The sequence below is a fragment of the Pseudomonas sp. JL23 genome, from assembly GCF_056933585.1.
In genome coordinates this window covers 68508-89213 of record NZ_JBXOSF010000002.1, presented here as the reverse complement: position 1 = coordinate 89213, position 20706 = coordinate 68508, and the positions used below count along the sequence as shown (strand labels likewise).

The 20706-nt window shown below is 56.5% G+C and carries 21 protein-coding genes and 4 pseudogenes; 13 read left to right on the top strand and 12 right to left on the bottom strand.

Going from position 1 to position 20706, the window contains the following annotated elements:
* Nucleotides 1-567 precede the first annotated feature (567 nt).
* Nucleotides 568-804 carry a hypothetical protein gene (locus tag AC1Z24_RS31980; protein WP_483746796.1) on the bottom strand — a complete coding sequence of 79 codons (237 nt, stop codon included), beginning with the start codon at nucleotides 802-804 and terminating at the stop codon, nucleotides 568-570.
* Between the two features lie 54 nt (nucleotides 805-858).
* On the opposite strand from AC1Z24_RS31980, the gene AC1Z24_RS31975 reads away from it, so the two are divergent.
* From AC1Z24_RS31975 to AC1Z24_RS31960, 4 genes are all read left to right on the top strand, one after another.
* Nucleotides 859-1038: a hypothetical protein gene (locus AC1Z24_RS31975; RefSeq protein WP_483746795.1), complete on the top strand. Its 180-nt coding sequence runs from the start codon at nucleotides 859-861 to the stop codon at nucleotides 1036-1038.
* Nucleotides 1039-1136: 98 nt separating this feature from the next.
* Nucleotides 1137-1769, top strand: a complete 633-nt coding sequence (locus AC1Z24_RS31970; RefSeq protein WP_259110064.1) for a ParA family protein — start codon at nucleotides 1137-1139, stop codon at nucleotides 1767-1769.
* The gene (locus AC1Z24_RS31965) at nucleotides 1766-2077 is read left to right on the top strand and encodes a hypothetical protein (RefSeq protein ID WP_483746794.1); all 312 of its coding nucleotides are present in this window, start codon (nucleotides 1766-1768) and stop codon (nucleotides 2075-2077) included. The genes AC1Z24_RS31970 and AC1Z24_RS31965 overlap by 4 nt, the downstream gene beginning before the upstream one ends.
* A gap of 330 nt (nucleotides 2078-2407) precedes the next feature.
* Nucleotides 2408-3439, top strand: coding sequence for a DNA replication terminus site-binding protein (locus AC1Z24_RS31960; protein WP_483746793.1), 1032 nt, complete (start codon nucleotides 2408-2410; stop codon nucleotides 3437-3439).
* Here the strand turns inward: AC1Z24_RS31960 and AC1Z24_RS31955 are convergent.
* Together AC1Z24_RS31955 and AC1Z24_RS31950 are read right to left on the bottom strand one after the other, a co-directional pair.
* Nucleotides 3414-4604, bottom strand: coding sequence for a tyrosine-type recombinase/integrase (locus tag AC1Z24_RS31955; RefSeq protein ID WP_483746792.1), 1191 nt, complete (start codon nucleotides 4602-4604; stop codon nucleotides 3414-3416). The two genes, AC1Z24_RS31960 and AC1Z24_RS31955, sit on opposite strands and share 26 nt — an antisense overlap.
* A 211-nt stretch (nucleotides 4605-4815) precedes the next feature.
* Nucleotides 4816-5031, bottom strand: a complete 216-nt coding sequence (locus tag AC1Z24_RS31950; protein ID WP_483746791.1) for a DNA-binding protein — start codon at nucleotides 5029-5031, stop codon at nucleotides 4816-4818.
* Nucleotides 5032-5375: 344 nt separating this feature from the next.
* Between AC1Z24_RS31950 and AC1Z24_RS31945 the strand changes: the two are divergent.
* From AC1Z24_RS31945 to AC1Z24_RS31925, 5 genes and pseudogenes are all read left to right on the top strand, one after another.
* Nucleotides 5376-6443: pseudogene (locus tag AC1Z24_RS31945) on the top strand (methyl-accepting chemotaxis protein); the annotation flags it as partial.
* On the top strand, nucleotides 6435-7298 hold the full coding sequence (locus AC1Z24_RS31940; RefSeq protein ID WP_483746827.1) for a methyl-accepting chemotaxis protein: 864 nt from the start codon (nucleotides 6435-6437) through the stop codon (nucleotides 7296-7298). The pseudogene AC1Z24_RS31945 and the gene AC1Z24_RS31940, both read left to right, overlap by 9 nt.
* Nucleotides 7299-7575: 277 nt before the next feature.
* Nucleotides 7576-8595: pseudogene (locus AC1Z24_RS31935) on the top strand (methyl-accepting chemotaxis protein); the annotation flags it as partial.
* Between the two features lie 39 nt (nucleotides 8596-8634).
* Nucleotides 8635-9498 carry a methyl-accepting chemotaxis protein gene (locus AC1Z24_RS31930; protein ID WP_483746826.1) on the top strand — a complete coding sequence of 288 codons (864 nt, stop codon included), beginning with the start codon at nucleotides 8635-8637 and terminating at the stop codon, nucleotides 9496-9498.
* Between the two features lie 281 nt (nucleotides 9499-9779).
* Nucleotides 9780-10127 (top strand): hypothetical protein, encoded by a 348-nt coding sequence (locus AC1Z24_RS31925; protein WP_483746790.1) that lies wholly within the window; start codon nucleotides 9780-9782, stop codon nucleotides 10125-10127.
* A 102-nt stretch (nucleotides 10128-10229) separates the two neighbouring features.
* On the opposite strand, the gene AC1Z24_RS31920 is transcribed toward AC1Z24_RS31925, so the two are convergent.
* Nucleotides 10230-11534: a type II toxin-antitoxin system HipA family toxin gene (locus tag AC1Z24_RS31920; protein ID WP_483746789.1), complete on the bottom strand. Its 1305-nt coding sequence runs from the start codon at nucleotides 11532-11534 to the stop codon at nucleotides 10230-10232.
* A complete protein-coding gene (locus AC1Z24_RS31915; protein WP_259110045.1) occupies nucleotides 11531-11827 on the bottom strand; it encodes a helix-turn-helix domain-containing protein in 297 nt (98 codons plus the stop codon). The genes AC1Z24_RS31920 and AC1Z24_RS31915 overlap by 4 nt, the downstream gene beginning before the upstream one ends.
* A 360-nt stretch (nucleotides 11828-12187) precedes the next feature.
* Here AC1Z24_RS31915 and AC1Z24_RS31910 point away from each other — a divergent pair, with 360 nt between their 5' ends.
* Nucleotides 12188-12613 carry a hypothetical protein gene (locus AC1Z24_RS31910; protein ID WP_483746788.1) on the top strand — a complete coding sequence of 142 codons (426 nt, stop codon included), beginning with the start codon at nucleotides 12188-12190 and terminating at the stop codon, nucleotides 12611-12613.
* A 138-nt stretch (nucleotides 12614-12751) separates the two neighbouring features.
* On the opposite strand, the gene AC1Z24_RS31905 is transcribed toward AC1Z24_RS31910, so the two are convergent.
* From AC1Z24_RS31905 to AC1Z24_RS31890, 4 genes are all read right to left on the bottom strand, one after another.
* Nucleotides 12752-13033, bottom strand: coding sequence for a hypothetical protein (locus tag AC1Z24_RS31905; RefSeq protein ID WP_483746787.1), 282 nt, complete (start codon nucleotides 13031-13033; stop codon nucleotides 12752-12754).
* Nucleotides 13034-13321: 288 nt separating this feature from the next.
* The gene (locus AC1Z24_RS31900) at nucleotides 13322-13810 is read right to left on the bottom strand and encodes a hypothetical protein (protein ID WP_483746786.1); all 489 of its coding nucleotides are present in this window, start codon (nucleotides 13808-13810) and stop codon (nucleotides 13322-13324) included.
* A 70-nt stretch (nucleotides 13811-13880) separates the two neighbouring features.
* Nucleotides 13881-15134 (bottom strand): PAAR domain-containing protein, encoded by a 1254-nt coding sequence (locus tag AC1Z24_RS31895; RefSeq protein WP_483746785.1) that lies wholly within the window; start codon nucleotides 15132-15134, stop codon nucleotides 13881-13883.
* A complete protein-coding gene (locus tag AC1Z24_RS31890; RefSeq protein ID WP_483746784.1) occupies nucleotides 15127-15618 on the bottom strand; it encodes a hypothetical protein in 492 nt (163 codons plus the stop codon). The genes AC1Z24_RS31895 and AC1Z24_RS31890 overlap by 8 nt, the downstream gene beginning before the upstream one ends.
* 346 nt (nucleotides 15619-15964) lie before the next feature.
* On the opposite strand from AC1Z24_RS31890, the gene AC1Z24_RS31885 reads away from it, so the two are divergent.
* Nucleotides 15965-17517 (top strand): IS3 family transposase gene (locus AC1Z24_RS31885; protein ID WP_483746783.1). Its coding sequence is split into 2 segments (ribosomal slippage): nucleotides 15965-16427 and nucleotides 16427-17517, totalling 1554 coding nucleotides; the frame shifts between segments, so codons are not numbered across the junction.
* Nucleotides 17518-17759: 242 nt separating this feature from the next.
* Complete coding sequence (locus tag AC1Z24_RS31880; RefSeq protein ID WP_483746782.1) at nucleotides 17760-18077, top strand: hypothetical protein; 318 nt, start codon at nucleotides 17760-17762, stop codon at nucleotides 18075-18077.
* A gap of 83 nt (nucleotides 18078-18160) precedes the next feature.
* Here the strand turns inward: AC1Z24_RS31880 and AC1Z24_RS31875 are convergent.
* From AC1Z24_RS31875 to tnpA, 3 genes and pseudogenes are all read right to left on the bottom strand, one after another.
* Nucleotides 18161-18595 (bottom strand): annotated as a pseudogene (locus AC1Z24_RS31875) (methyl-accepting chemotaxis protein); the annotation flags it as partial.
* A 105-nt stretch (nucleotides 18596-18700) separates the two neighbouring features.
* Nucleotides 18701-19399 (bottom strand): annotated as a pseudogene (locus AC1Z24_RS31870) (PAS domain-containing protein); the annotation flags it as partial.
* 27 nt (nucleotides 19400-19426) lie between these two features.
* Nucleotides 19427-19843 (bottom strand): IS200/IS605 family transposase, encoded by a 417-nt coding sequence (tnpA, locus tag AC1Z24_RS31865; protein ID WP_259099102.1) that lies wholly within the window; start codon nucleotides 19841-19843, stop codon nucleotides 19427-19429.
* Nucleotides 19844-19866: 23 nt separating this feature from the next.
* Between tnpA and AC1Z24_RS31860 the strand changes: the two genes are divergently transcribed.
* Nucleotides 19867-20691: an RNA-guided endonuclease InsQ/TnpB family protein gene (locus AC1Z24_RS31860; protein WP_483746781.1), complete on the top strand. Its 825-nt coding sequence runs from the start codon at nucleotides 19867-19869 to the stop codon at nucleotides 20689-20691.
* Nucleotides 20692-20706: the final 15 nt, after the last annotated feature.

The following is a 20706-nucleotide window of genomic DNA, read 5'->3' as shown; positions in this document are numbered from 1 at the left end:
CGACTCATACCGACTCTGGAATGAGTCGATAGTACCAAGCCTGATCGACAATGCATCTAGCCGGAATTTGTAGTCGTTAGACAGGATGTGTCTCACGGGAGAGACAGATAAAAAGATGGCACCTAGCCATAGCCGGAATCTGTAGTCGATGCAAAACCCCTCGATAGCCGGAATTTGTAGTCGATAGCCGGAAAAATCAGTCCAGCTGGATTTGGTTTCAGGATGTAAGCCCAGGAAAACCCCGGCAAACGGCCATAGCCGGAATTTGTAGTCGATAGAAAGGTCCCGGATAGCCGGAATCTGTAGTCGTTGCGGGGGAAAACAGCCAATAGCCGGAATTTGTAGTCGTCAGATGCAGCTCAGAAGGCAGTAGGAAATCGTAACTCGTTCAAATGCCTGTGGATAACAGCCGGAATCTGTAGTCGTAATAGCTGAAATTTGTAGTCGTGAGAGCTGGAATCTGTAGTCGTCATAGCCGGAATTTGTAGTCGCATAGCCGGAATCTGTAGTCGTTGCATCGCTGGAGGCCACGTAAATCAAGGGCTGTAGCGATCCTAAAAACAAGCTTTAAAAACAAGCTTTAAAAACAAGAAAAAAAGATTTTAAAAACGCGAGCGCAAAAGCCAATTTTTTTTCTGGTTTGAAAATCAAAAGCGAAAAGCCAAAAAGCCATAGCGCTAAAACCTCCTGAGAGCGCGCACAGGCGAAAAAGGCGCCTTTCAACCAGCAGGTGCCAGCGATAATTGCTTCTCGCTCCTCTGGGCGCTCCGTGGAGGCCTTGGCGACGCGTTTGCAGCCTGGCATCTGACTGAAAAAACCATTAAATCGTCATTTCCGCCGTAGAAAACAGATCCGAGCGTGGAAAACCTGAGCCCGGACCTCGGCGACAAAAGCTTTGGCGGTTACCACGATCTGTCGCCAACCAGGTCAATCCGCGAAGCAATGATCGCCCGGAAAAATCCTGCTGAAAAATCAGACCTAGCCTACACGACAGCAGAGACGGATCGGCAAAGAAACCCGACGAAACCCGCAGGCTAAAAGGGCCAAAGACTATAGATAGCTATATAGATAGATAGCTATACTGGCGCCTGAGTTACAGCTATCTATCTGGCTATCTATCTGAACAGGACGTCCACTTGACCATTTTCGCTTGTGTGAACACTAAAGGCGGTGTCGGCAAAACCACCACCGCCGTGCACTTGGCCACCTTGTTGGCCATACGCGGTAAAACATTGCTGATCGATGGCGACCCCCAGGCCAGCGCAGCAAGCTGGGCAGCCTGGCGTCGCGATAATCCTGAATACAGCCCGAGCCCGACCACGGTCTGCCTGCAGGGCAAAGCGATCAACTCCGAGGGCCGCCAGTTGGCCAGCTCTTATGAACACGTCGTTGTTGATGCCGGCGGCCGTGATTCGGTCGGCCTGCGTTCAGCCCTGTTGCTGGCAGAAGTCGTCATCGTGCCTGTGGGCGCCAGTTCTTTCGACGCAGCGGCCATGACCGATCTGTTGACCGTGGTCGACCTGGCCCGTGACTACAACCCGGACCTGGATGTGCGCATGCTGCTGTCGCGGGTTGATACCCGTACCAAGGACACCGGTGAAATGCTGACCTTCCTGGAAGAGCAATCTTTCAGCGTATTCAAAACCAAGATCTGCGAGCGCGTAGCGTTCCGTCGCTGCATCAGTGAAGGCGCCATCGTTCATGAGCTCAAGCGTGATCATGCAGCTATTCAGGAAATGAACGCTTTCGTTGCCGAGGTGCTGGGATGATCAAGGCCAAGCCAGACATCAAAAGCTTCAAAAAGGACCCGACGGAGTTTCTCGAAGGAGGGGAGGCTGACAAAGCCCTGGCAAAAAAGCCGAGCGAGGTTGAAAGCGCACCGGTCGAGGCGTCCAAGCCCCAAGCCATCGAAGCGTTCAAACCTGAGCCTACCGTGCAGAAGCTGTTTCGCCTGCGCTGGGACATCGCCAATGCTTTGAAAATCGGCGCAGCGCAGGAATCAGCGCGTACAGGCAAACGCGTCACCGAGACGGATATCGTTCAGCAGCTGCTGATGAAGCACTACCAGCTCAAATAGCTATATAGATAGCTATGCGGTAGATATCTATGTCGTTAGCTATCTGCCGGGCAGGTATCCTTGCTCCCCAGAATGACCCGCCGCGATGGCCTGGGCGGGTCAGCTTAAACGCCAACAAATGCACAAGCCCAAACGCCCATTAAGATAGCTAGATATATAGCTAACATTTAATCAAGGATAATAAGAATGCCAATACCACCCCTCACAAACAGCTTTTCTAATTGCGCTCTTCTTCCTCCCCGGGAAGCGCCCACGCAGCGTTGCGGAAGGGAAGGCGCGCGCATATGGATAAAGCTATAATAGGGGTGGTATTAATTTGAGATAGATCCCATGCTGACGGATATTACTGCTGCCCATGCTTTACTGGTGGAGCGCCTTGAGGCTTTTCAGCTCGTTTGGCCACGGCTGGTCGTCAGCGGCAAGGTCTGGCAATTGCCGGTATTGTCCGAGCAAAAGGCTCCCGATTTTATTGAGGTGCGTGCGCTGGAAGGCGAGGCCGCCATCCAGGCAACACTGCGCGCCATGAGCACCTTCGAGCGCGAACCAGGGCAGGCGCCCGGCACGGTGATGCGTTTGCCGGGCTATTTCGTGATGCGTGAAAGTCTCCTTGAGCCCATCCGCGAGATCAATCTGCTCAAGGATCAACTGCTGATGGCCATCGAGCAGACCCGCATCGAACTGAATCTGGCACCTACCGCCCGCTCGAAAATCCTGCGCCAGGCCCTGGGCTATCAGTTCAGCATGAAGCAGCTGGCGCGTCACAGTCAGGCGTTCGATGTCTGTCCGCGCCTGCTGGTATTCACCTGGGCCGGGCATACCACCGGCGGCGAACGGATTGCCGTGGGCAAGGTGCGCGAGTACCTGGGCAAGGCCGCCGAGCTGCAGTCCACGAAGGAGGGCGTCGCATTGGAGCAAACCCAGGCCGGTGCCGAGCTGCGGCGCATCGTCAATCTGTCGGATCAGGCCACGCTGATCAAGTACAAGAAGGTCGCTCCGCACCCACGGGCCATGGTGTATTTCTCCGGCAGCTCACGCTACGACGCGATGATCCACAGCAATCTGCCGATGTTCGTGCTGGCCGGCGACGAGCCCACCGTCGTGCATGATCTACGCGATTTCGACCGCCATGCCCGGCAAGCCGAGCGGCCTGACAAGAAGGCGCGGATCGAGGTCATTCCCCGGATGAACCTGTATCTCAACCCCGATGACCTGGTTGGCCAGCAACCGGCGATCGAGCCGGTGAGCAAGCCCAGCAACGTCGAGTCCACCTACTCGCAGTCATCGCCGCGCATACCGGTCATAAATAAGAAGAAGACCAACAGCGCCCAACTCGGGCTTAACCTGCCCGGGCCTGAAGACTGACGGGGACGTCGGCGCCTTGCTGGATAAACGCCGCCCATTCCTGCATCAGCAGACGGCGCTTATCCAGCAGATCACTGCGGTTATAGGCGGCCTGGACCTTGTCATCGAGGCTGTGCGCCAAGGCCATTTCACAGACTTCCCGAGGGAATTGCGTATGTTCTGCGGCCCAGGTACGGAAAGTCGAGCGAAAACCGTGGGGTACGTATTCGCTGGCGCCGAGTTCGTCCATGGTCCGGCGCAGCGCATTGCCGGGCAGAGCGGCCGACTGCCGGGCATTGGGGAACACATAGCGCGGATGCTTGCCTGCCTGCTGGGCCAGGACCTGCAGCGCACTGGTGCACAAGGGCACGCGATGTAGCCTGGCCGCCTTCATGCGTTGCGCGCCGATGGTCCAGATGCCGCTGACCAGGTCGAACTCATCCCAAAGCGCGCCGCAGATCTCGGCACTGCGGCAGGCGGTAAGAACGAGTAATTCGCAGGCTCGCGCCGCCGTACTGTCCAGACTATCGAGCTGGCGCATAAAATTGCCAACCTCATCTGCCGGCATCGCCGCAAAGTGCATCTGAACACGCTTTTGCCGGGGCAGCAGTTTGTCCAGATGGCCACGCCAGCGTGCCGGATTTTCCCCGTCGCGTAGCTTGCGCGCCTTGGCGGCATCGAGCACCAGCTCGATGCGGTTGCGTAGTCGAGACGCCGTTTCCGGGATCTGCTGCCAGATCGGCACCAACACCTGCAGGACCTGATCAGTGTCGATCAGCGCTACCGACTGCTCACCCAGCAACGGATAGACATAATCGCGCAGCGAATGCTGCCATTGCTGGGCGTGGCGAGCATTCTTCCAGCTTGGCCGGTGGGTGTTGATATAACGCTCAGCCTCCTCGCGAAAGGTCACCTGCACCTGCGCAGCTTCGGGTTTCGGCCCAGCCAAGGGGTCATGCCCCTGGGCCAGTTGCAGACGCAACGTGTCGAGGGCCAGGCGCGCAGCCTTCAACGACACTGCCGGAAAGCTGCCCAACCCCAGGTCATGGCGCCGGCCGGCACGCTGATAGCGAAAAACCCAGCGCTTGCTACCACTGGCCCCGACACGCAGCAACAAACCACGTTCATCGTGGTAGCTGCCCGGGGTTTGCACGGTTCTGACAAAGGTCTGGGTCAATTTGCTCATAAAAGGCTCGATAGGGCCAAGGTACCCACAAGGCACATATTTTACAGCGTAATGTACGAGGTGGATCCCTCCGCGTACATATGCGGTTTTACCCCTTATTTTATGGGTTAAATCGGAAGGCCATCAGATATGGCCCACACTTTACCCCACAGCTTGCACCGCCGTGTGGCCGTAGAGGAAAAGAGATCAGGTCGTCGTCATCAGCCCGCGATCAGTGACCGCCGGTTTCGCCATCATCGCGGCTGCCGACCTTGATACCCAGGCAAACCGCCGCCGCATGGGATTTACCGCGTTTGCCTTTTTTATGGCCGGATAGCACTTGGTAGGTCGTGGACGGACACAGACCATGCTCACGGGCAAATTCCTGTACAGACTTTCCTTGCTCATCCAGCCAGGCTTTGGCCTGGGGCAACGTACGCAGTGGCATATTCATGGCTCTTTGACTTTTACCCCCAGTGTAGGGGAATTGCAGAGCCAACTAATCACCCAAAACCAAAATATTGCGTCCAATCAGATGCTTAACACCCGTGAACAGGCGAATCCATAGCATCCAAACAAGGGGTAATAGAGCTGCGGCCGATTGCCACATTGACTTTATTCTTTGGAAAACTGGCCTTAGTGCCATCATCGGATAGGCTCTAACACGCAGGAGGAAATTCGTTTCAGCTCCGCAAAACTCGGCCGATAGTGTTTGACCGACCTTTTACGCTGGCCGAATAACAACAATTTTCCAGCTGCCTGATGCCCAAGAAATAGACACTGGAGAGACATATGAATAGCTGGTTTGCCAATATCAGCGTCAACTTGAAACTGGCCCTGGGCTTTGGCCTTGTGCTGGTTTTTACTGCCCTGCTTGCACTGGCCGGCTGGACCAGCCTGGACAGCATGATCAACCGCAGCAACTGGATGGGTGATATCGCCGAACTCAACAGCCAGCTGACCAAACTACGCGTCGTACGCCTGCAATACATGCTGGCCAACGGCGACGAAACCATCGCGCAATCGGTGCAAAGCGCCAGCGCTGACCTGCGTAAACAGCAAGAGAAAGTGCTGTCGATCTTCAAAAGCCCGGAAAACGTCAAGTTGCTGCAACAGCTCGGCGGCGTGATCACCGACTACGACAAGTCCCTGAGTGCCATGCGCAAAGGCTATATAGAAGGCAACGCCATGCGCGCCGAAATGGGTGTGCAAGCCGTCAAGGGTGCCGCGTTGATCGCCCAGATCAACGACGATGTCGCCAAGATGCCGCCTGATGACGCACGTCGCTTCGAACTGAACCAGGCCATCACCAAGGCCCGTGAAGACCTGATGATGGTGCGCTATGAAGTGCGCGGCTATACCGCCAACGTCAACGCCGATACCGAGCAATTGGTGACCAAACAGTTGGACAGTGCCATTGCGGGTTTGCAGCCACTGAACAGCGCTTTTGGCGATAGCCAGGGTGAACGCCTCAAACAGCTGGAAAGTGCCCTGACCAACTACCGCACCGCGGTGCAAAACTTCAAGGCGGCCTACGCCAATATTGTCCAGGCACGTAAGGAGATGACCGATCAGGGGCAACTGATCGTGAAGATCTGCGATGACCTGTCCAACCTGCAAATCACTCGCCGCGATGAAGAAAGCGCCAAGGCCCGTACCCTGCAACTGAGCTGCACAATTCTGGCGCTGTTGTTGGGCATCCTTGCCGCCGTGCTGATTACCCGTCAGATCACCCGGCCGTTGCGCGATACCTTGGTGGTGGTCGAGCGCATTGCCTCCGGCGACCTGACCCACAACATGGTCGTCACGCGCCAGGATGAAATCGGCGTGCTGCAGCAAGGCATCCAGCGCATGGGCGCAACCCTGCGCGACCTGATTGGCGGCATCCGTGACGGGGTCACCCAGATCGCCAGCGCCGCCGAAGAGCTCTCTGCCGTGACCGAGCAGACCAGCGCCGGCGTTAACAGCCAGAAGAACGAAACCGACCAGGTGGCCACCGCCATGCACGAGATGTCGGCCACCGTCCACGAAGTCGCGCGCAATGCCGAACAGGCCTCTATGGCCGCCTCCCAGGCTGATGAACAGGCCCGCGCCGGCGACCAGGTGGTGATTCAGGCGATTACCCAGATCGAACGTCTGGCCAGTGAAGTCGGTCGCTCCAGCGACGCCATGAACGAGCTGGAACAGGAAAGCGCCAAGATCAGCAAGGTCATGGACGTGATCAAGGCCGTGGCCGAGCAGACCAACCTGCTGGCCCTCAACGCCGCCATCGAAGCCGCTCGCGCCGGGGAAGCCGGGCGTGGCTTTGCCGTGGTTGCCGACGAAGTCCGCGGCCTGGCCCAGCGCACCCAGCAGTCCACCGAAGAAATCGAAAGCCTGGTCGCCGGCCTGCAGAACGGCACCCGCCAGGTGTCGAGCATCATGCTCAGCAGCCGCGAACTGACCCACAGCAGCGTGGAACTGGCGCGCAAGGCCGGTACATCCCTGGAAAACATCACGCAAACCGTGTCGAACATCCAGGCCATGAACCAGCAGATCGCCACGGCAGCCGAGCAACAAAGCTCGGTGGCCGAAGAGATCAGCCGCAGCATCCTGCATGTGCGTGACGTTGCCGAGCAAAGCGCCTCGGCCAGTGAAGAAACCGCAGCATCCAGCGTTGAATTGGCCCGATTGGGCGGCCAACTGCAGCAAATGGTCAGTCATTTCCGTATCTGAGCCCGCTCCCTTCCTGCTCTACCAAACCCGGCCTTGCGCCGGGTTTTTCCTTCCTATTGCACAAACATTCAAGACAAAAGGTCATTTATCAGAGATATTTAGTGGCACTTAGCCATGTTTTTGCTTAGTTCATATAATCATCTATACGAATTTGCGCTAGACTAGCGCCCCTCTTAAATGACCGCATTAGCTGCCCGTTTGTGGAATAAGCGCTCTTTAACCTCCCCACTAACAGGACGCTCATTCATCTTCTGCGGCTGACTACCAAAGGACTGCAATGAACTCTTGGTTCGCGAATCTCAGCGTCATGCTCAAACTGGCCCTCGGCTTTGCCGTGGTGCTGGTACTGACCACTCTCCTGGCCGTGACCGGCTGGAGCAGCCTGAGCAAAATGATCGATCGCACCGATCGCATGGCCAGCCTCACCGAACTCAACGCCCGCCTGGATCATCTGCGCCGTGCCCGCCTGCAATACCTGGTGGAAAAGGGCGACGAGCAAAAAGGCACGCTGATTCAGGCCTCTCTGGAGCAGTTTGTCGCGCAACAGAAATTCCTCGCACAACAACTGCGCAGCCCGGAAAACCTTCAGAAACTGGCGCAGATCGGCGAGGCAAGCACCCGCTACCAGACCGCCCTTAATGCCATGCGCGAGGCTTATCGCAATGACGCCGCCACGCGTAAGGAAATGGGCGTCAATGCGGTCAAGGGCGCGGCCCTGATCGGCAAGATCATCGATGACGTCGAGGCCCTGCCCGCCGACGATGAACGCCGCTACGGCATGCTCAAGGTCATTCTCAAGGCCAAGGAAGACCTGGCCCTGGTGCGCTACGAAGTGCGCGGCTACACCGGCAACCCCAACAGCACCACCGAACAGGCCGCCGCTCGCCAGATGGACAATGCCATCAAGGGCATCGACCCCCTCAACAGCACGTTTGGCGATGTCCATGCCGACACCGTCAAGCAACTGGAAACTGCGTTGCTGAGCTATCGACGCTCGGTGCTGGATTTCACCGCCACTAACCAGGCCATCATTCAGGCGGTGCAAGTCACCGTCGATCTGGGCGAAACCATCACGCGCCTGAGCAGCGACATGTACACCAACCAGTTGACCTCCCGCGATGCGGACGCTGCCCAGGCCCGCACCCTGCAACTGAGCTGCACCGCACTGGCCTTGTTGCTGGGCATCCTCGCCGCCGTACTGATCACCCGTCAGATCACCCGGCCGCTGCAGGACACTCTGGTCGTGGTCGAGCGCATCGCCTCGGGGGATCTGAGCCACACCCTGGAGGTGACTCGCCGGGATGAGATCGGCGTGCTGCAACAAGGCATTCAGCGCATGGGCACGACCCTGCGCGACCTGATCGGCGGCATCCGCGATGGCGTCACCCAGATCGCCAGTGCCGCCGAAGAACTCTCTGCCGTGACCGAGCAGACCAGCGCCGGCGTTAACAGCCAGAAGACCGAGACCGATCAGGTGGCCACCGCCATGCACGAGATGTCGGCCACCGTCCAGGAAGTCGCACGCAACGCCGAACAAGCCTCCCAGGCGGCCTCAGAAGCCGATAAGCAGGCGCGCGCCGGTGACCAGGTGGTCGCCCAGGCGGTGGCCCAGATCGAGCGCCTGGCCAATGAGGTCGGGCGCTCGGCCGTGGCCATGAATGAGCTGGAACAGGAAAGCGGGCGTATCGGCAAGGTCATGGACGTGATCAAGGCCGTGGCCGAGCAAACCAACCTGCTGGCCCTCAACGCCGCCATCGAAGCCGCCCGCGCCGGGGAAGCCGGACGTGGCTTTGCCGTGGTCGCCGACGAAGTCCGCGGCCTGGCCCAGCGCACCCAGCAGTCCACCGAAGAAATCGAAAGCCTGGTCGCCGGTTTGCAGAACGGTACCCGCCAGGTGTCGAGCATCATGCTCAGCAGCCGCGAGCTGACCGACAGCAGCGTGGAACTGGCGCGCAAGGCCGGCACGTCTCTGGGCAGCATCACCCAGACAGTCTCGAGCATCCAGGCCATGAACCAGCAGATCGCCGCCGCCGCCGAACAGCAAAGCTCAGTGGCCGAGGAGATCAGCCGCAGCATCCTTAACGTGCGCGACGTCTCCGAACAGACCGCCTCGGCCAGCGAAGAAACCGCAGCTTCCAGCATCGAACTGGCGCGACTGGGCAATCAGCTGCAGCAGTTGGTCAGCCATTTCAAGGTGTGAGTACCGGCTATTTCACGAGCTGATCAGATCGATTTTGTGGGGGCAAGCTTGCTTGCGAAGGCAGCCTGTCAGGCTCTGAATGGGTGTCGGCTGAACGGGCCCCTTCGCAGGCAAGCCTGCTCCTACAGGGAGATATTTCATTGCAGATCAGGATGTTAGTTAACTATCAATTTCGGCAATGGTCGGTACCAATCGCATTGACTTCTTAATAAATCCCGGCGGCGTAGCATTACCTCCATACCGAGTTAACAACAACTTCTAACCGATCTGGAGCAACCACCATGAAAACTTCCAAACTGATCTTCGGCCTGGCCTTCTCTGTTCTGGCTTCCAGCGCTTTCGCTCTTCCAGCCATCACTGGTCATGACCCACTGAACGCCCAGGTCGTTGCCGAAAACGGCGCTGACCATGTAGGTGCAAACCGCGTCGCTGCTGATGGTGCTGACCGCGTTGGTGCTAACCGCGTCGCCGCTGATGGTGCTGACCGCGTTGGTGCAAACCGCGTAGCCGCCGACGGTGCTGATCGTGTTGGTGCTAACCGCGTAGCCGCTGATGGTGCTGATCGCGTTGGTGCTAACCGCGTCGCTGCTGATGGTGCTGACCACATTGGTGCAAACCGCCTGAGCTGATCCCCAGGCGCTTGTCCCTCCAGCCCGGCTTTTGCCGGGCTTAATTTTGCCTGGATGACTGTAATGGCCTCTACTTCATCGCATCTTTCAGCTACTGAGTAGTCATCGTCGGCGCTTCTTTATGTCCTCGAAAGCTTCGTGATCCTGTTCCAGGACACGGAACATCCCAGCACCAGCTTGCAGAGGAATATCCACACGTTCAAACACCGCTCGCCATCCCGAAAGAGCTTCCAGCGTCTGAGCAATATATTCATCAGGGCGCAGGTATTTATAGTCTTTGCACAGTTCATGAATGATCTTTCGAGTGGCCTTGCCATGGCCGGAGAATGCCGTCGTGTGTTCGCCTCGAGCGTGTGAAAATGTCAGGTCATAGGCTGGCGCAAGCGTCCATGCTGGCTGCTCACCCGGTTGTGAGGACTCATTGCACAGAAATGCAAAGTTCTTGGTGTGATCATCATGGTTATGCGACAGGGCGTTGAAGATCATCAATCGAGCCATTTTTTCAACTTCCGTAGCACTGCGAGTCAGCACGTTGGTCAGCTTCAACAGCTCGCTGTAATCCATTGTTGGAGCCTTGAAACTGGCATACATGAGGGCTGAGACAGTCATGACGTGCAGTTTTTTCTCGCCTTGCCGATCAAAGCGTCTGGTCGAAAAAAAACGCTCAGGTTTGCCGTTCGCCATCAGGCTCAAAAGGCTCGAATCTGCCATTTGAACGCCTGCCTCCCGCGCCATCAGGTAGTAGGCATATTCAATCGCGCCCGTTTGCACAGGCTCATCGTCAGCCCTGAACTTTACGAGACGGTGCTCATAGCCCTCGGGAATACGCTCAAATGCAGAAGTGGCATGCTTTCCGTCAGGCGACATCGCAACAATCGCTTTGGGCCTTGCACCGCCTGGTGACCCACCAGCAAGGCGCAGTTTGGTAAGCACAGCCGCCGTCTCACCTTCCAATACCTTGATTGATGCTTCAAAAAGATCGGCTAAATCAACCGAGCCACTCAGTTTCTCCATATCGGCTTTAGGATGATATTCAAATGCTCCCATGGCTCGATCACCCATATACGCCAAACGATCCAGCGCAGTGACCGTGTAGGCCTTGCCATCTCCAAAGGTGCTGTTGAGAAATCGATCCATCAACAGCATCCCCCAGCCGTCAGGAAGGGAGTCAGCGAACGGGCCATGCAGACCTTCGAACAGCTCAACGTCCCCGGCAAGCTGGGGTTTATCATCAAAACGCATTGAGAAAGGCGACAAATTAAACCCTGTCGCCAGCCAGCCCTGGTCGTAGATGAAATAGATGCCTTTACCTTCTTCCTTGTAAAGCTCCCCTACTTTCACACCGTTTTTAGTCACTTCAAGGGTGTCAAAGCGCTTCAGTTTCGGATAACCGCCGCGCGATATCATTTCGTACCTCGCTTGCGTCCAGCGCTCTTCAACTCTGCATATGAATTGGGCTGGTGGGGGTTGAACAGGGCCGTGATCGGCTTCAACTCATCGAGCGCAGTAGCCAGGAGTATCATGGCCTCCAAAGTGATTGAGCCGCCGACCTCAAACCGTTGGATCGAGGACTCCGAAACTCCAGAAAGCTCCGCCAGCGTCTTGCGCGAAAGGTTTTTCGAGAGACGCACTGCCCTGGCGTTTTTTCCTACATCTCGAGCGATCTCTGCTGGCGAGTAGAGCAAGTGGATGAGAGACATAGCGGTAATTGTCCAAAAGCTAAATTAGTCACATTTGACTTATTATATAGAAAAAAGCTCAATAATTAGTCATTTCTGACTAAATAATTCTTTGAATTTCTCTGACCGCCCAAATCGATTTTGTGGAGCAAGCTTGCTTGCGAAGGCAGCCTGCCAGACGCTGAAAAGGCGTCGGCTGAACGGGCCCCTTCGCAGGCAAGCCTGCTCTCACAGGGAGATATTTCATTGCAGATCATGCTGTTAGTTAACTATCAATTTCAGCGATGACAGGTACCAATCGCATTGACTTCTTAATAAATCCCGGCGGCGTAGCATTGGCTCCATACCGAGTTAATAACTAACCGATCTGGAGCAACCACCATGAAAACTTCCAAACTGATCTTCGGCCTGGCCTTCTCTGTTCTGGCTTCCAGCGCCTTCGCTCTGCCAGCCATCACTGGTCATGAACAACTGAACGCCCAGGTCGTTGCCGAAAATGGCGCTGACCATGTAGGTGCAAACCGTGTCGCTGCTGATGGTGCTGATCGCGTTGGTGCAAACCGCGTAGCCGCTGACGGTGCTGACCGCGTTGGTGCTAACCGTGTCGCTGCTGATGGTGCTGACCGCGTTGGCGCATACCGCGTAGCCGCTGATGGTGCTGATCGTGTTGGCGCAAACCGCGTTGCTGAAAACGGTTCGGATCACGTCGGTGCAAACCGCGTAGCCGCTGATGGTGCTGACCGCGTTGGTGCAAACCGCGTCGCCGCTGATGGTGCTGACCACATCGGTGCAAACCGCCTGAGCTGATCCCCAGGCGCTTGTCCCTCCAGCCCGGCTTTTGCCGGGCTTAATTTTGCCTGCGAAAAACCGCGTCTCAGAGCCCTGCCCTCAACTCGATAGTGGTTGGCAAATTGCCCTACGGCGACTGACCATGCTCTGCGCGCCTCAATCAAACAGCCCTTCAGAAAAGCTTTCGTCAGGCGTATTCGAGGCAGTGCTATGAGCACGAATGACGGCGCTTTGCTTGGCAGTCAGCGGCCCGTTGTCCATCTCATAATGTGGCAGATACTGGTTGGCCATCTGGCGCAGGGCAAGGTGGGCAATTTCTGTGCGGTTCAAGCCAGTTCGTTTCATCAACATCCTGAAGGTCGCACTGCTGATACCGGTGGGCGTATCTTGACTGCGAAAGTTCAGAAGAAACGACTCGCTTTTATCAATGAGTGGCATGGCAGGGCCTCCTAAGATATCTGTTGAATATCTATCCCCATAATGCAGCGAATACAACCCGGCGCTACGAGTGATCTCCGTCATTCGTGAGGTCGATGGACGGATGACTTTCGTTCCTCTGTTATAGAAAACTGGAGTGAGATCTCGTGGGAGCCGGCTTGCTGACGATGGCGCCAGGTCAGGCACCGATACCATTGCGGGCGCTACGCACTTGATCGCCTCCAAGGAGGCTCCCACACTTGGCAAGCAGCCTCCCACGCGCACTTACAGCTCAACTGATGGATGCTTTCACTGTGGAATAGGACAGCTCTTGGCGGCAGCCTGCAATGACCTGGCATAATCCATATAGGTTTCGGGGTCGTAGGGCTCAGCAACTATCTCGAAGTTGAATCTATTTTTTCTATCAAACCACTGCTCGACGCTCAACGCCCATGATCGACCATCATGCCAGGCGAGCAAATCAAAAACATGTAAATTTAGATCGTTACTTTCACCCAGACGGGAGTAGCGGTAATATAGTTTTTTGTACCAGCCTTCGCCCCCCATTACTGCCTTGATCGCTACCTTTGCCTGCTCCTCGTCAGCATCGCTCAGAGAATACATTTTACCAACAGTAAGCCTGTCGGATTTTTTAAGCTCTTCTATGGGCGCCGCGAGTGGTTGCCTACTGATCAAGCGGGAGTTGCTGCAGTCGAAGACCCATTTACCCGTTTTTACAAAATCGTCTGCGTAAACAATTACACCATTGCCAAAGTCACGATTGTATACACTTGTCATTGTCTTCAATCCGTAGTTGGCCGCGATCAGCAGTAGCGGCGAGAATATGATTATTGCAGGCCATAAACTCTTACTTCGGCAGAAACTCAAGGTGACCTCCCGGTGCACCAACGGGTGTATCGCCCGAAATCACGGGTTTGGTGGCACCTGCGGCCTGGTAGGTAAAGTCTAAGTTGTTATCGTATTTATCGCGCTCGACTTCCAACTTTTTCCATTCCTCACACCACTTCTCGTGTGGCACTGCACTACCATTAGCCTGACACGACTTACTCCGCTGCCGATCTCTAAACGACCCCCAGGTATTTTTGTAATCCGAACGCCGAACAAACGCCCTCACCTTGATCCGCAAATGATCAGCCAGCAACTGCGCCAGACTTTCATTGGTCTGCGGGAAAAACTGAATGCCATCTTCGACAGGAAACTCGGAGCGGTTGCCCATGCCGGTGCGACAGGCATAGCTGTCCAGCCGTGCCGTACTGGAGAAAGCCGAGGGCGAGATTTCTCTGTAATTCAGTACATTAAGAGCCAGCCGATAGCCTCCGGCCAGTTCATAACCAAAGGCAATCTGATGCGGTATGCCATGGCTGAATAAGGACAGGTGCTTGATGGGCGATTGTTCGCGGTTTTTGCCCTGGTTCAGGTAGTCGATCAGTTCCTGGGCGTTGCTGACGGTGATGAAGCCTGCGTCGTAGTGGTCGGCAGACGCCCGTGCTGCGCTAAGCATGGCGTCGTTGTAGGCCGGGGTGAACACCACCAGCGTGCGCGCCATGCCGGGGTTGTCGTACCGGAATTCGGCCAGTTCGCGCACGGCCTGGGCGATGAACATCATCTTGTTGCCGGAGCCGCTGTCATGCTGGCTGCCAGCGACCGCGATCAGCTCGGGGGTCAGCGATGCCGGGGTGGCCGGAGTGAGTGAGCCAGGCGAGGGGCCGGCAGAAGGCGCAGTTTGCGACTCAGGTGCCCGATAGGCTGATTCGTGGCGGGTATCCGCTTGGCGCGCCGGTGAGGCGGCAGCCCGACTGGCTCGCGGCGGCGCGTAATCGTCTTCCTTGATGTATGACCCCAGATGCGAAGATCCAATCAATTTCGCCCGACAGGGGCAGGTGCTGTAGCTGTCCAGCGTGCCCGCCACTTGTTTGCCGTGACTGATGTAAAAGGGAACACCACCGGTAATTTCATAAATCTTGCCGTCCTTGCCACAGCTCACCCGATCACCTTCGCGGGCATGCTCAATGCCATACATCATGACGCGTTCATCGCCCTGCAGGACCTCCCCGCCGCATTCTGTCTTGTCTCCCAGGCGAATAAAAAAACCTTCAGGCATGGCTTATGCCCTCGGGCAGAAAGTCCTCGGCCTTCGCTATGCCATCACGCAGTACGCAATACGCAACGCTTTGTGGCGTATTGATGATCCGGTCGCCATTACATAGCAGGCTGCCAACCAGCGCGAAGTGGCTGTTGTCTTTGCCCGACCCGGTCACGATCTGTGCGGTGCGGCCATCGCTATACACCACACAATCACCTACCTGCGCGACGCCTGCTTTCTGCTTGTCATTCAAGGTGATCGTCAGTCGCGTTGTTGCCTGCTGGATCACACCGCCGTCACGCGTCTGGCTGCCTGCGGTCGCAAATCGACAAATACCTGTAGGAGGGTGGGCCTTACAGTAAGCCTGCCGTTGACGAACCCGGATCAGGGCTTCTTCGCTGAACCCTGCCAGTTCTTGCTCTGTGAACGGCAATTGGTCCAGCGTGCGCAGGTAGTCCGGGGTGACTTCGTTGGTGTACACGGGGTGCAAAGGTGCAGTCATTTCCATCATCCTGATTCTTTGGTTTAGCGGCGTCTCCGTAACCTGGAGACCGAAAAACGGCACCGGCCACGGCAAGGTGAAGGACGCTAAACGAAAGCAACGGATGGCTCTGTAGGGGGATTCTCAAAAGAGCTTGGGAAATGTCTCGATGACGGGGTGCTGCCGGGCTACCTGGATCTGGACAAGCTTCCAGCACCCATTTTGATATCGGCAAGCGCAGAGAACCGGCGCGTACAGGCCTGTGGAGCGGATTTATCCGCGAAGGGGCGGGTACACCCCCGGTGTCAGGATAGTTGTCGCCTCTGCGAATTCTTAAACGCATTCCGGGGGCGGCAAGAGTATGGTCATGTCTTTCTACTCACCCGAACGAAAAGCATCACTGCTGAGAATGATGCTCCCGCCCCTGAGTCTCTCTGTAAAAGAGGTCTCACGGCGTGAGGGGTGCAGCGATGTTTCTCTCTATCAATGGCGCAAACAAGCTGCGGCGCAAGGAACTCAATTGTCCGAAACTAAGCAACCGTCGGAGAATTGGTCAGCCGAATCCAAACTGACGGTGATCATCGAAACATCGCCCCTGTCTGAGCTGGAGCTGGGCGAGTACTGCCGTCGCAAGGGAATTTTTCCCGAGCAAATTGCGGCCTGGCGTAACGCGTTTATCATCAACAGCTCTAATCAGCCGACCGCTAAAAAAGCAGAGGTTGGACAAGCGCGCGAGGATAAAAATCGTATCCGTGTTCTGGAGCGTGAGTTGCGACGTAAAGACGCGGCGCTGGCTGAAACAGCAGCCTTGTTGGTACTGCGAAAAAAGCTCAATGCCTACTGGGGGAACGACGACGAGGACAGCTGACCTTGTTGCCAGAACGGTATTTACTCGTGAGTTGGCTCAATGAAGCCATTACCGCGGGCGCCCGAAGGGCGCCTGCTTGTCAGGAAGTCGGCATTTCCCTGAGAACTTTGCAGCGCTGGAGCTTGCCGCTGGAAGTCCTTGCCGATGGGCGCACCACGACGCTCAGGCCAACACCCCGTAATGCACTCAGCGAGCTGGAGCGCCAAGGTATCGTGACGCTGTGCAGCAGCAAGGCTTATGCGCATCTGCCACCGAGCCAGATCGTGCCGCAGCTGGCTGATGAGGGACGCTATCTGGCCTCGGAAGCTACTTTTTACCGGGTGTTGCACACGGCAGGTCAGCAACAGCATCGCTCGCGCGCCAAACGTCCACAGCACCGTGCAACCCCCACGACGTATGCAGCAACATCGGCCAATCAGGTGTGGTCATGGGACATCACCTACTTACCCTCGCCGGTTCGCGGGCAGTTTTACTACCTCTACCTGATTGAGGATATTTACAGCCGCAAAGCCGTGGGCTGGGAGGTCTACGAAGCAGAAAGCGGGGAAAAGGCAGCAGCGTTACTGCAACGAAGCGTGACCCAGGAGCAGTGCTGGCGCCAACCGTTGGTGCTGCACTCGGATAATGGAGCGCCCATGAAGTCGGTGACGCTTCTGTCCAAAATGCACGATTTGGGAATAACACCTTCGCGGGGACGGCCACGCGTCAGCAACGACAACCCCTATTCGGAGTCGCTGTTCAGGACGTTGAAATATTGTCCGCAATGGCCCGTGAATGGGTTTGGAGGCCTGGACGAGGCGCGTACCTGGGTCAGAGACTTCATGACTTGGTACAACACAGTGCATCGCCATAGCCGAATCCGCTTCGTCACACCGACCCAGCGGCATGACGGCAAGGACAAGGAAATACTTGCCCGCCGTCATGATGTTTACCGACTCGCCCGAGAGAAAAAGCCTGAACGATGGTCCGCTGAAACACGCAATTGGAGTCCGATCGGAACGGTCTATCTAAATCCTGAAAGGGAGCTCAGCGTGATCGTGAAAGTGGCATAGCAACACCGCCGACGCGACAACTACCTTGAAAAACGCCGTACATTCGAGAGATATTCATCGCCTGGAATGCCTTCGCGAATGAATTCGCTCACAGAATTCACCCCACAATTCGTTCCCTAAACAACTATCAATTTCAGCAATGATCGGTACCAATCGCATTGACTTCTTAATAAATCCCAGCGGCGTAGCATTACCTCCATACCGAGTTAACAACAACTTCTAACCGATCTGGAGCAACCACCATGAAAACTTCCAAACTGATCTTCGGCCTGGCCTTCTCTGTTCTGGCTTCCAGCGCCTTCGCTCTTCCAGCCATCACTGGCCACGATCAACTGAACGCCCAGGTCGTTGCCGAAAACGGCGCTGACCATGTAGGTGCAAACCGCGTCGCCGCTGATGGTGCTGATCGCGTTGGTGCTAACCGCGTAGCCGCTGACGGTGCTGACCGTGTTGGCGCTAACCGTGTTGCTGCTGATGGTGCTGATGGTGCTGACCGTGTCGGTGCAAACCGCGTCGCTGCTGATGGTGCTGATCGCGTTGGTGCTAACCGCCTGAGCTGATCCCCAGGCGCTTGTCCCTCCAGCCCGGCTTTTGCCGGGCTTAATTTTGCCTGCGCAAAACCCCTCGCTTCAAAATCCCGCCCTTAACTCGACAGCTGATTGGCGAACTGCCCTACGGCACTGACCACACGCTGCGCGCCGTCCTGAATATCGACGATCACCGAGCCCGCCTGGCTGGCCAGGTCCAGGCCTTGCTGCGCCTGTTGCTTGCCATTGACGATGATCGCTACTGCCTGTTCGGCCAGTTTCTGGTTCTGTGCCACGACACCGACGATTTCTTCGGTGGCCTTGCTGGTACGCGAGGCCAGTTGCCGGACTTCGTCGGCAACCACGGCAAAACCGCGGCCCTGCTCACCGGCACGGGCTGCTTCGATGGCGGCGTTGAGAGCCAGCAGATTGGTCTGGTCGGCGATGCTACTGATGCTGCTGATGATCGAGCCAATGATCTGCGACTGCTTGTCGAGGGCGGCGATACTCTCGGCGGCCTGTTCCATGTGCTGGGTCAGTTCGCGCATGACGTCGACGGTTTCCTGAATCACACCGGCGCCCTTCTGCGCGGTGCCATCAGTCTGCTGCGAGGTGCTGAAGGCAATATTCGCGGCATCGGCCACAGCGTTTTCGCGGTTGACCTGGTCGGTGATGACGGTGGCGAACTTGACCACTTTGTACAGGCGGTCATGGGCATCGGAAATCGGGTTGTAGGACGCCTCCAGCCAGACGGTATGGCCACGGCTGTCGACGCGTTTGAAGCGGCCGGTGACGAACTCGCCACGGCGCAGTTTTTCCCAGAAAGTCTGGTAGGCCGCCGAGTTGTATTCCTGCGCTTCGCAGAACATCTGGTGATGCTTGCCCTTGACCTGTTCCAGCGAGTAACCCACGGCGCCGAGGAAGCGCGAGTTGGCGTCCAGCACGATGCCGTCCAAGTTGAATTCGATGACGGCGGTGGAGCGTTGCAGTGCAGCGATCAGGTTTTCGTGTTCGCGGGAGCTTTCGATGGTGCGGGTCAGATCGCTGGAGTGCAGGGTGAAGGACTTCACCCGCCCATTGCTGTCGCGCACCGGTTGCAGGATCGAACGCAGCCAGGCTTCGTCGCCGTTGCCGCGCAGCAGACGTACGGCACCATTGAGGTGTTCGCCGCGGCTGAGGGCCATTTTCAGGCGCTGGAAAAAATCCAGTTGCTTGACGTGGGCCGGCACCAGATCTTCCAGGGAGCGCCCCACAAGATCGGCTGCCCGATAGCTCATTTCTTTTTCGAAATTGGCATTTACTGATCCAGTGCGCGGCAAACCTCGCCCTTCAGGGCGGGGAAGGATAGCGCGCACGGCATAGCCGTCCCTTGCCTTGGTGGGTTAATGCGGTGTCTTCTGCTGCTCAATATACTGGCGAATAATTTCGATGGGGGCTCCACCGCAGCTACCCGCAAAATAGCTGGGCGACCAGAGTGCGCCGCCCCATAGCTTCTGACGGATGCTTGGGTAATGCTCCTTACGGATCATTCTGCTGGAAACGCCTTTCAAGCTGTTAACCAGTGTCGATACCGCAACCTTTGGTGGGTAGTTAACCAACAGGTGAACGTGGTCGTCCTCTCCATCGAACTCCACCAGTTCAGCCCCAAAGTCTATGCAGACACCCGTGAAGATGTGTCGCAGGTCATCCAGTATCACCTTGGTGAATACCTCGCGCCTGTATTTGGTTACGAAGACCAAATGCACATGCATCAGGAATACGCAGTGTCTGCCGTGCCGAATATCATTTTTTTTCGTCATAGGCCAAGACTATCATGGAGGTTATGCAACGACTCCAAGCCTTTAAATTCGAACTCATGCCAACCGGCGACCAGCAGCGTGATATGCGCCGCTTCTGCGGGGCATGCCGCTTTGTGTTCAATAAGGCATTGGCATTGCAGAAGGAAAATCATGAAGCGGGGAACACATTCATCGGCTATGTAGCGATGGCAAAAAGACTCACCGCTTGGCGCAACGGCTCAGAAACACCCTGGTTGAAAGAGGCCCCTGTACACCCGCTGCAACATGCGCTCAAAGATATGGAGCTGGCGATGAGCCGAAAAACCAAATTCAGCCGTAATTGGAAACGAGCAAAAGCCCGTGTTCAGCGCATTCACAGCCATATCGGTAACGCTCGCCGCGACTACCTGCACAAAACCACGTCCAGCATCAGCAAAAACCACGCGATGGTCTGTGTCGAGGACTTGCAGGTTCGCAATATGTCCAAGTCATCGGCAGGGGGCAGTGAGCAACCAGGCAGGAATGTTCGGGCCAAGTCAGGTCTGAACAAAGCGATTCTCGATCAGGGTTGGTTCGAGTTTCGTCGGCAACTGGACTACAAATTGGCGTGGAAGGGCGGATACCTCGTTGCAGTTGCACCGCACTATACGAGCCAGACCTGCCCATGCTGTGGGCATGTCTGCAAGGATAACCGGCAGACACAGGCCCAGTTCCGGTGTGTCGAATGTGGTTTCGAGGATAACGCCGACGTTGTTGGTGCGATCAATGTTTTAAGGGCAGGACATGCCCGGTTCGCCTGTGAAGTGAATGGTGCTGTAAGGCCGTCAGCAGCAGGAACCCAGCGAGGTGAGTTAGCCCTAACGGGCTAAACACGGTAGGAATCC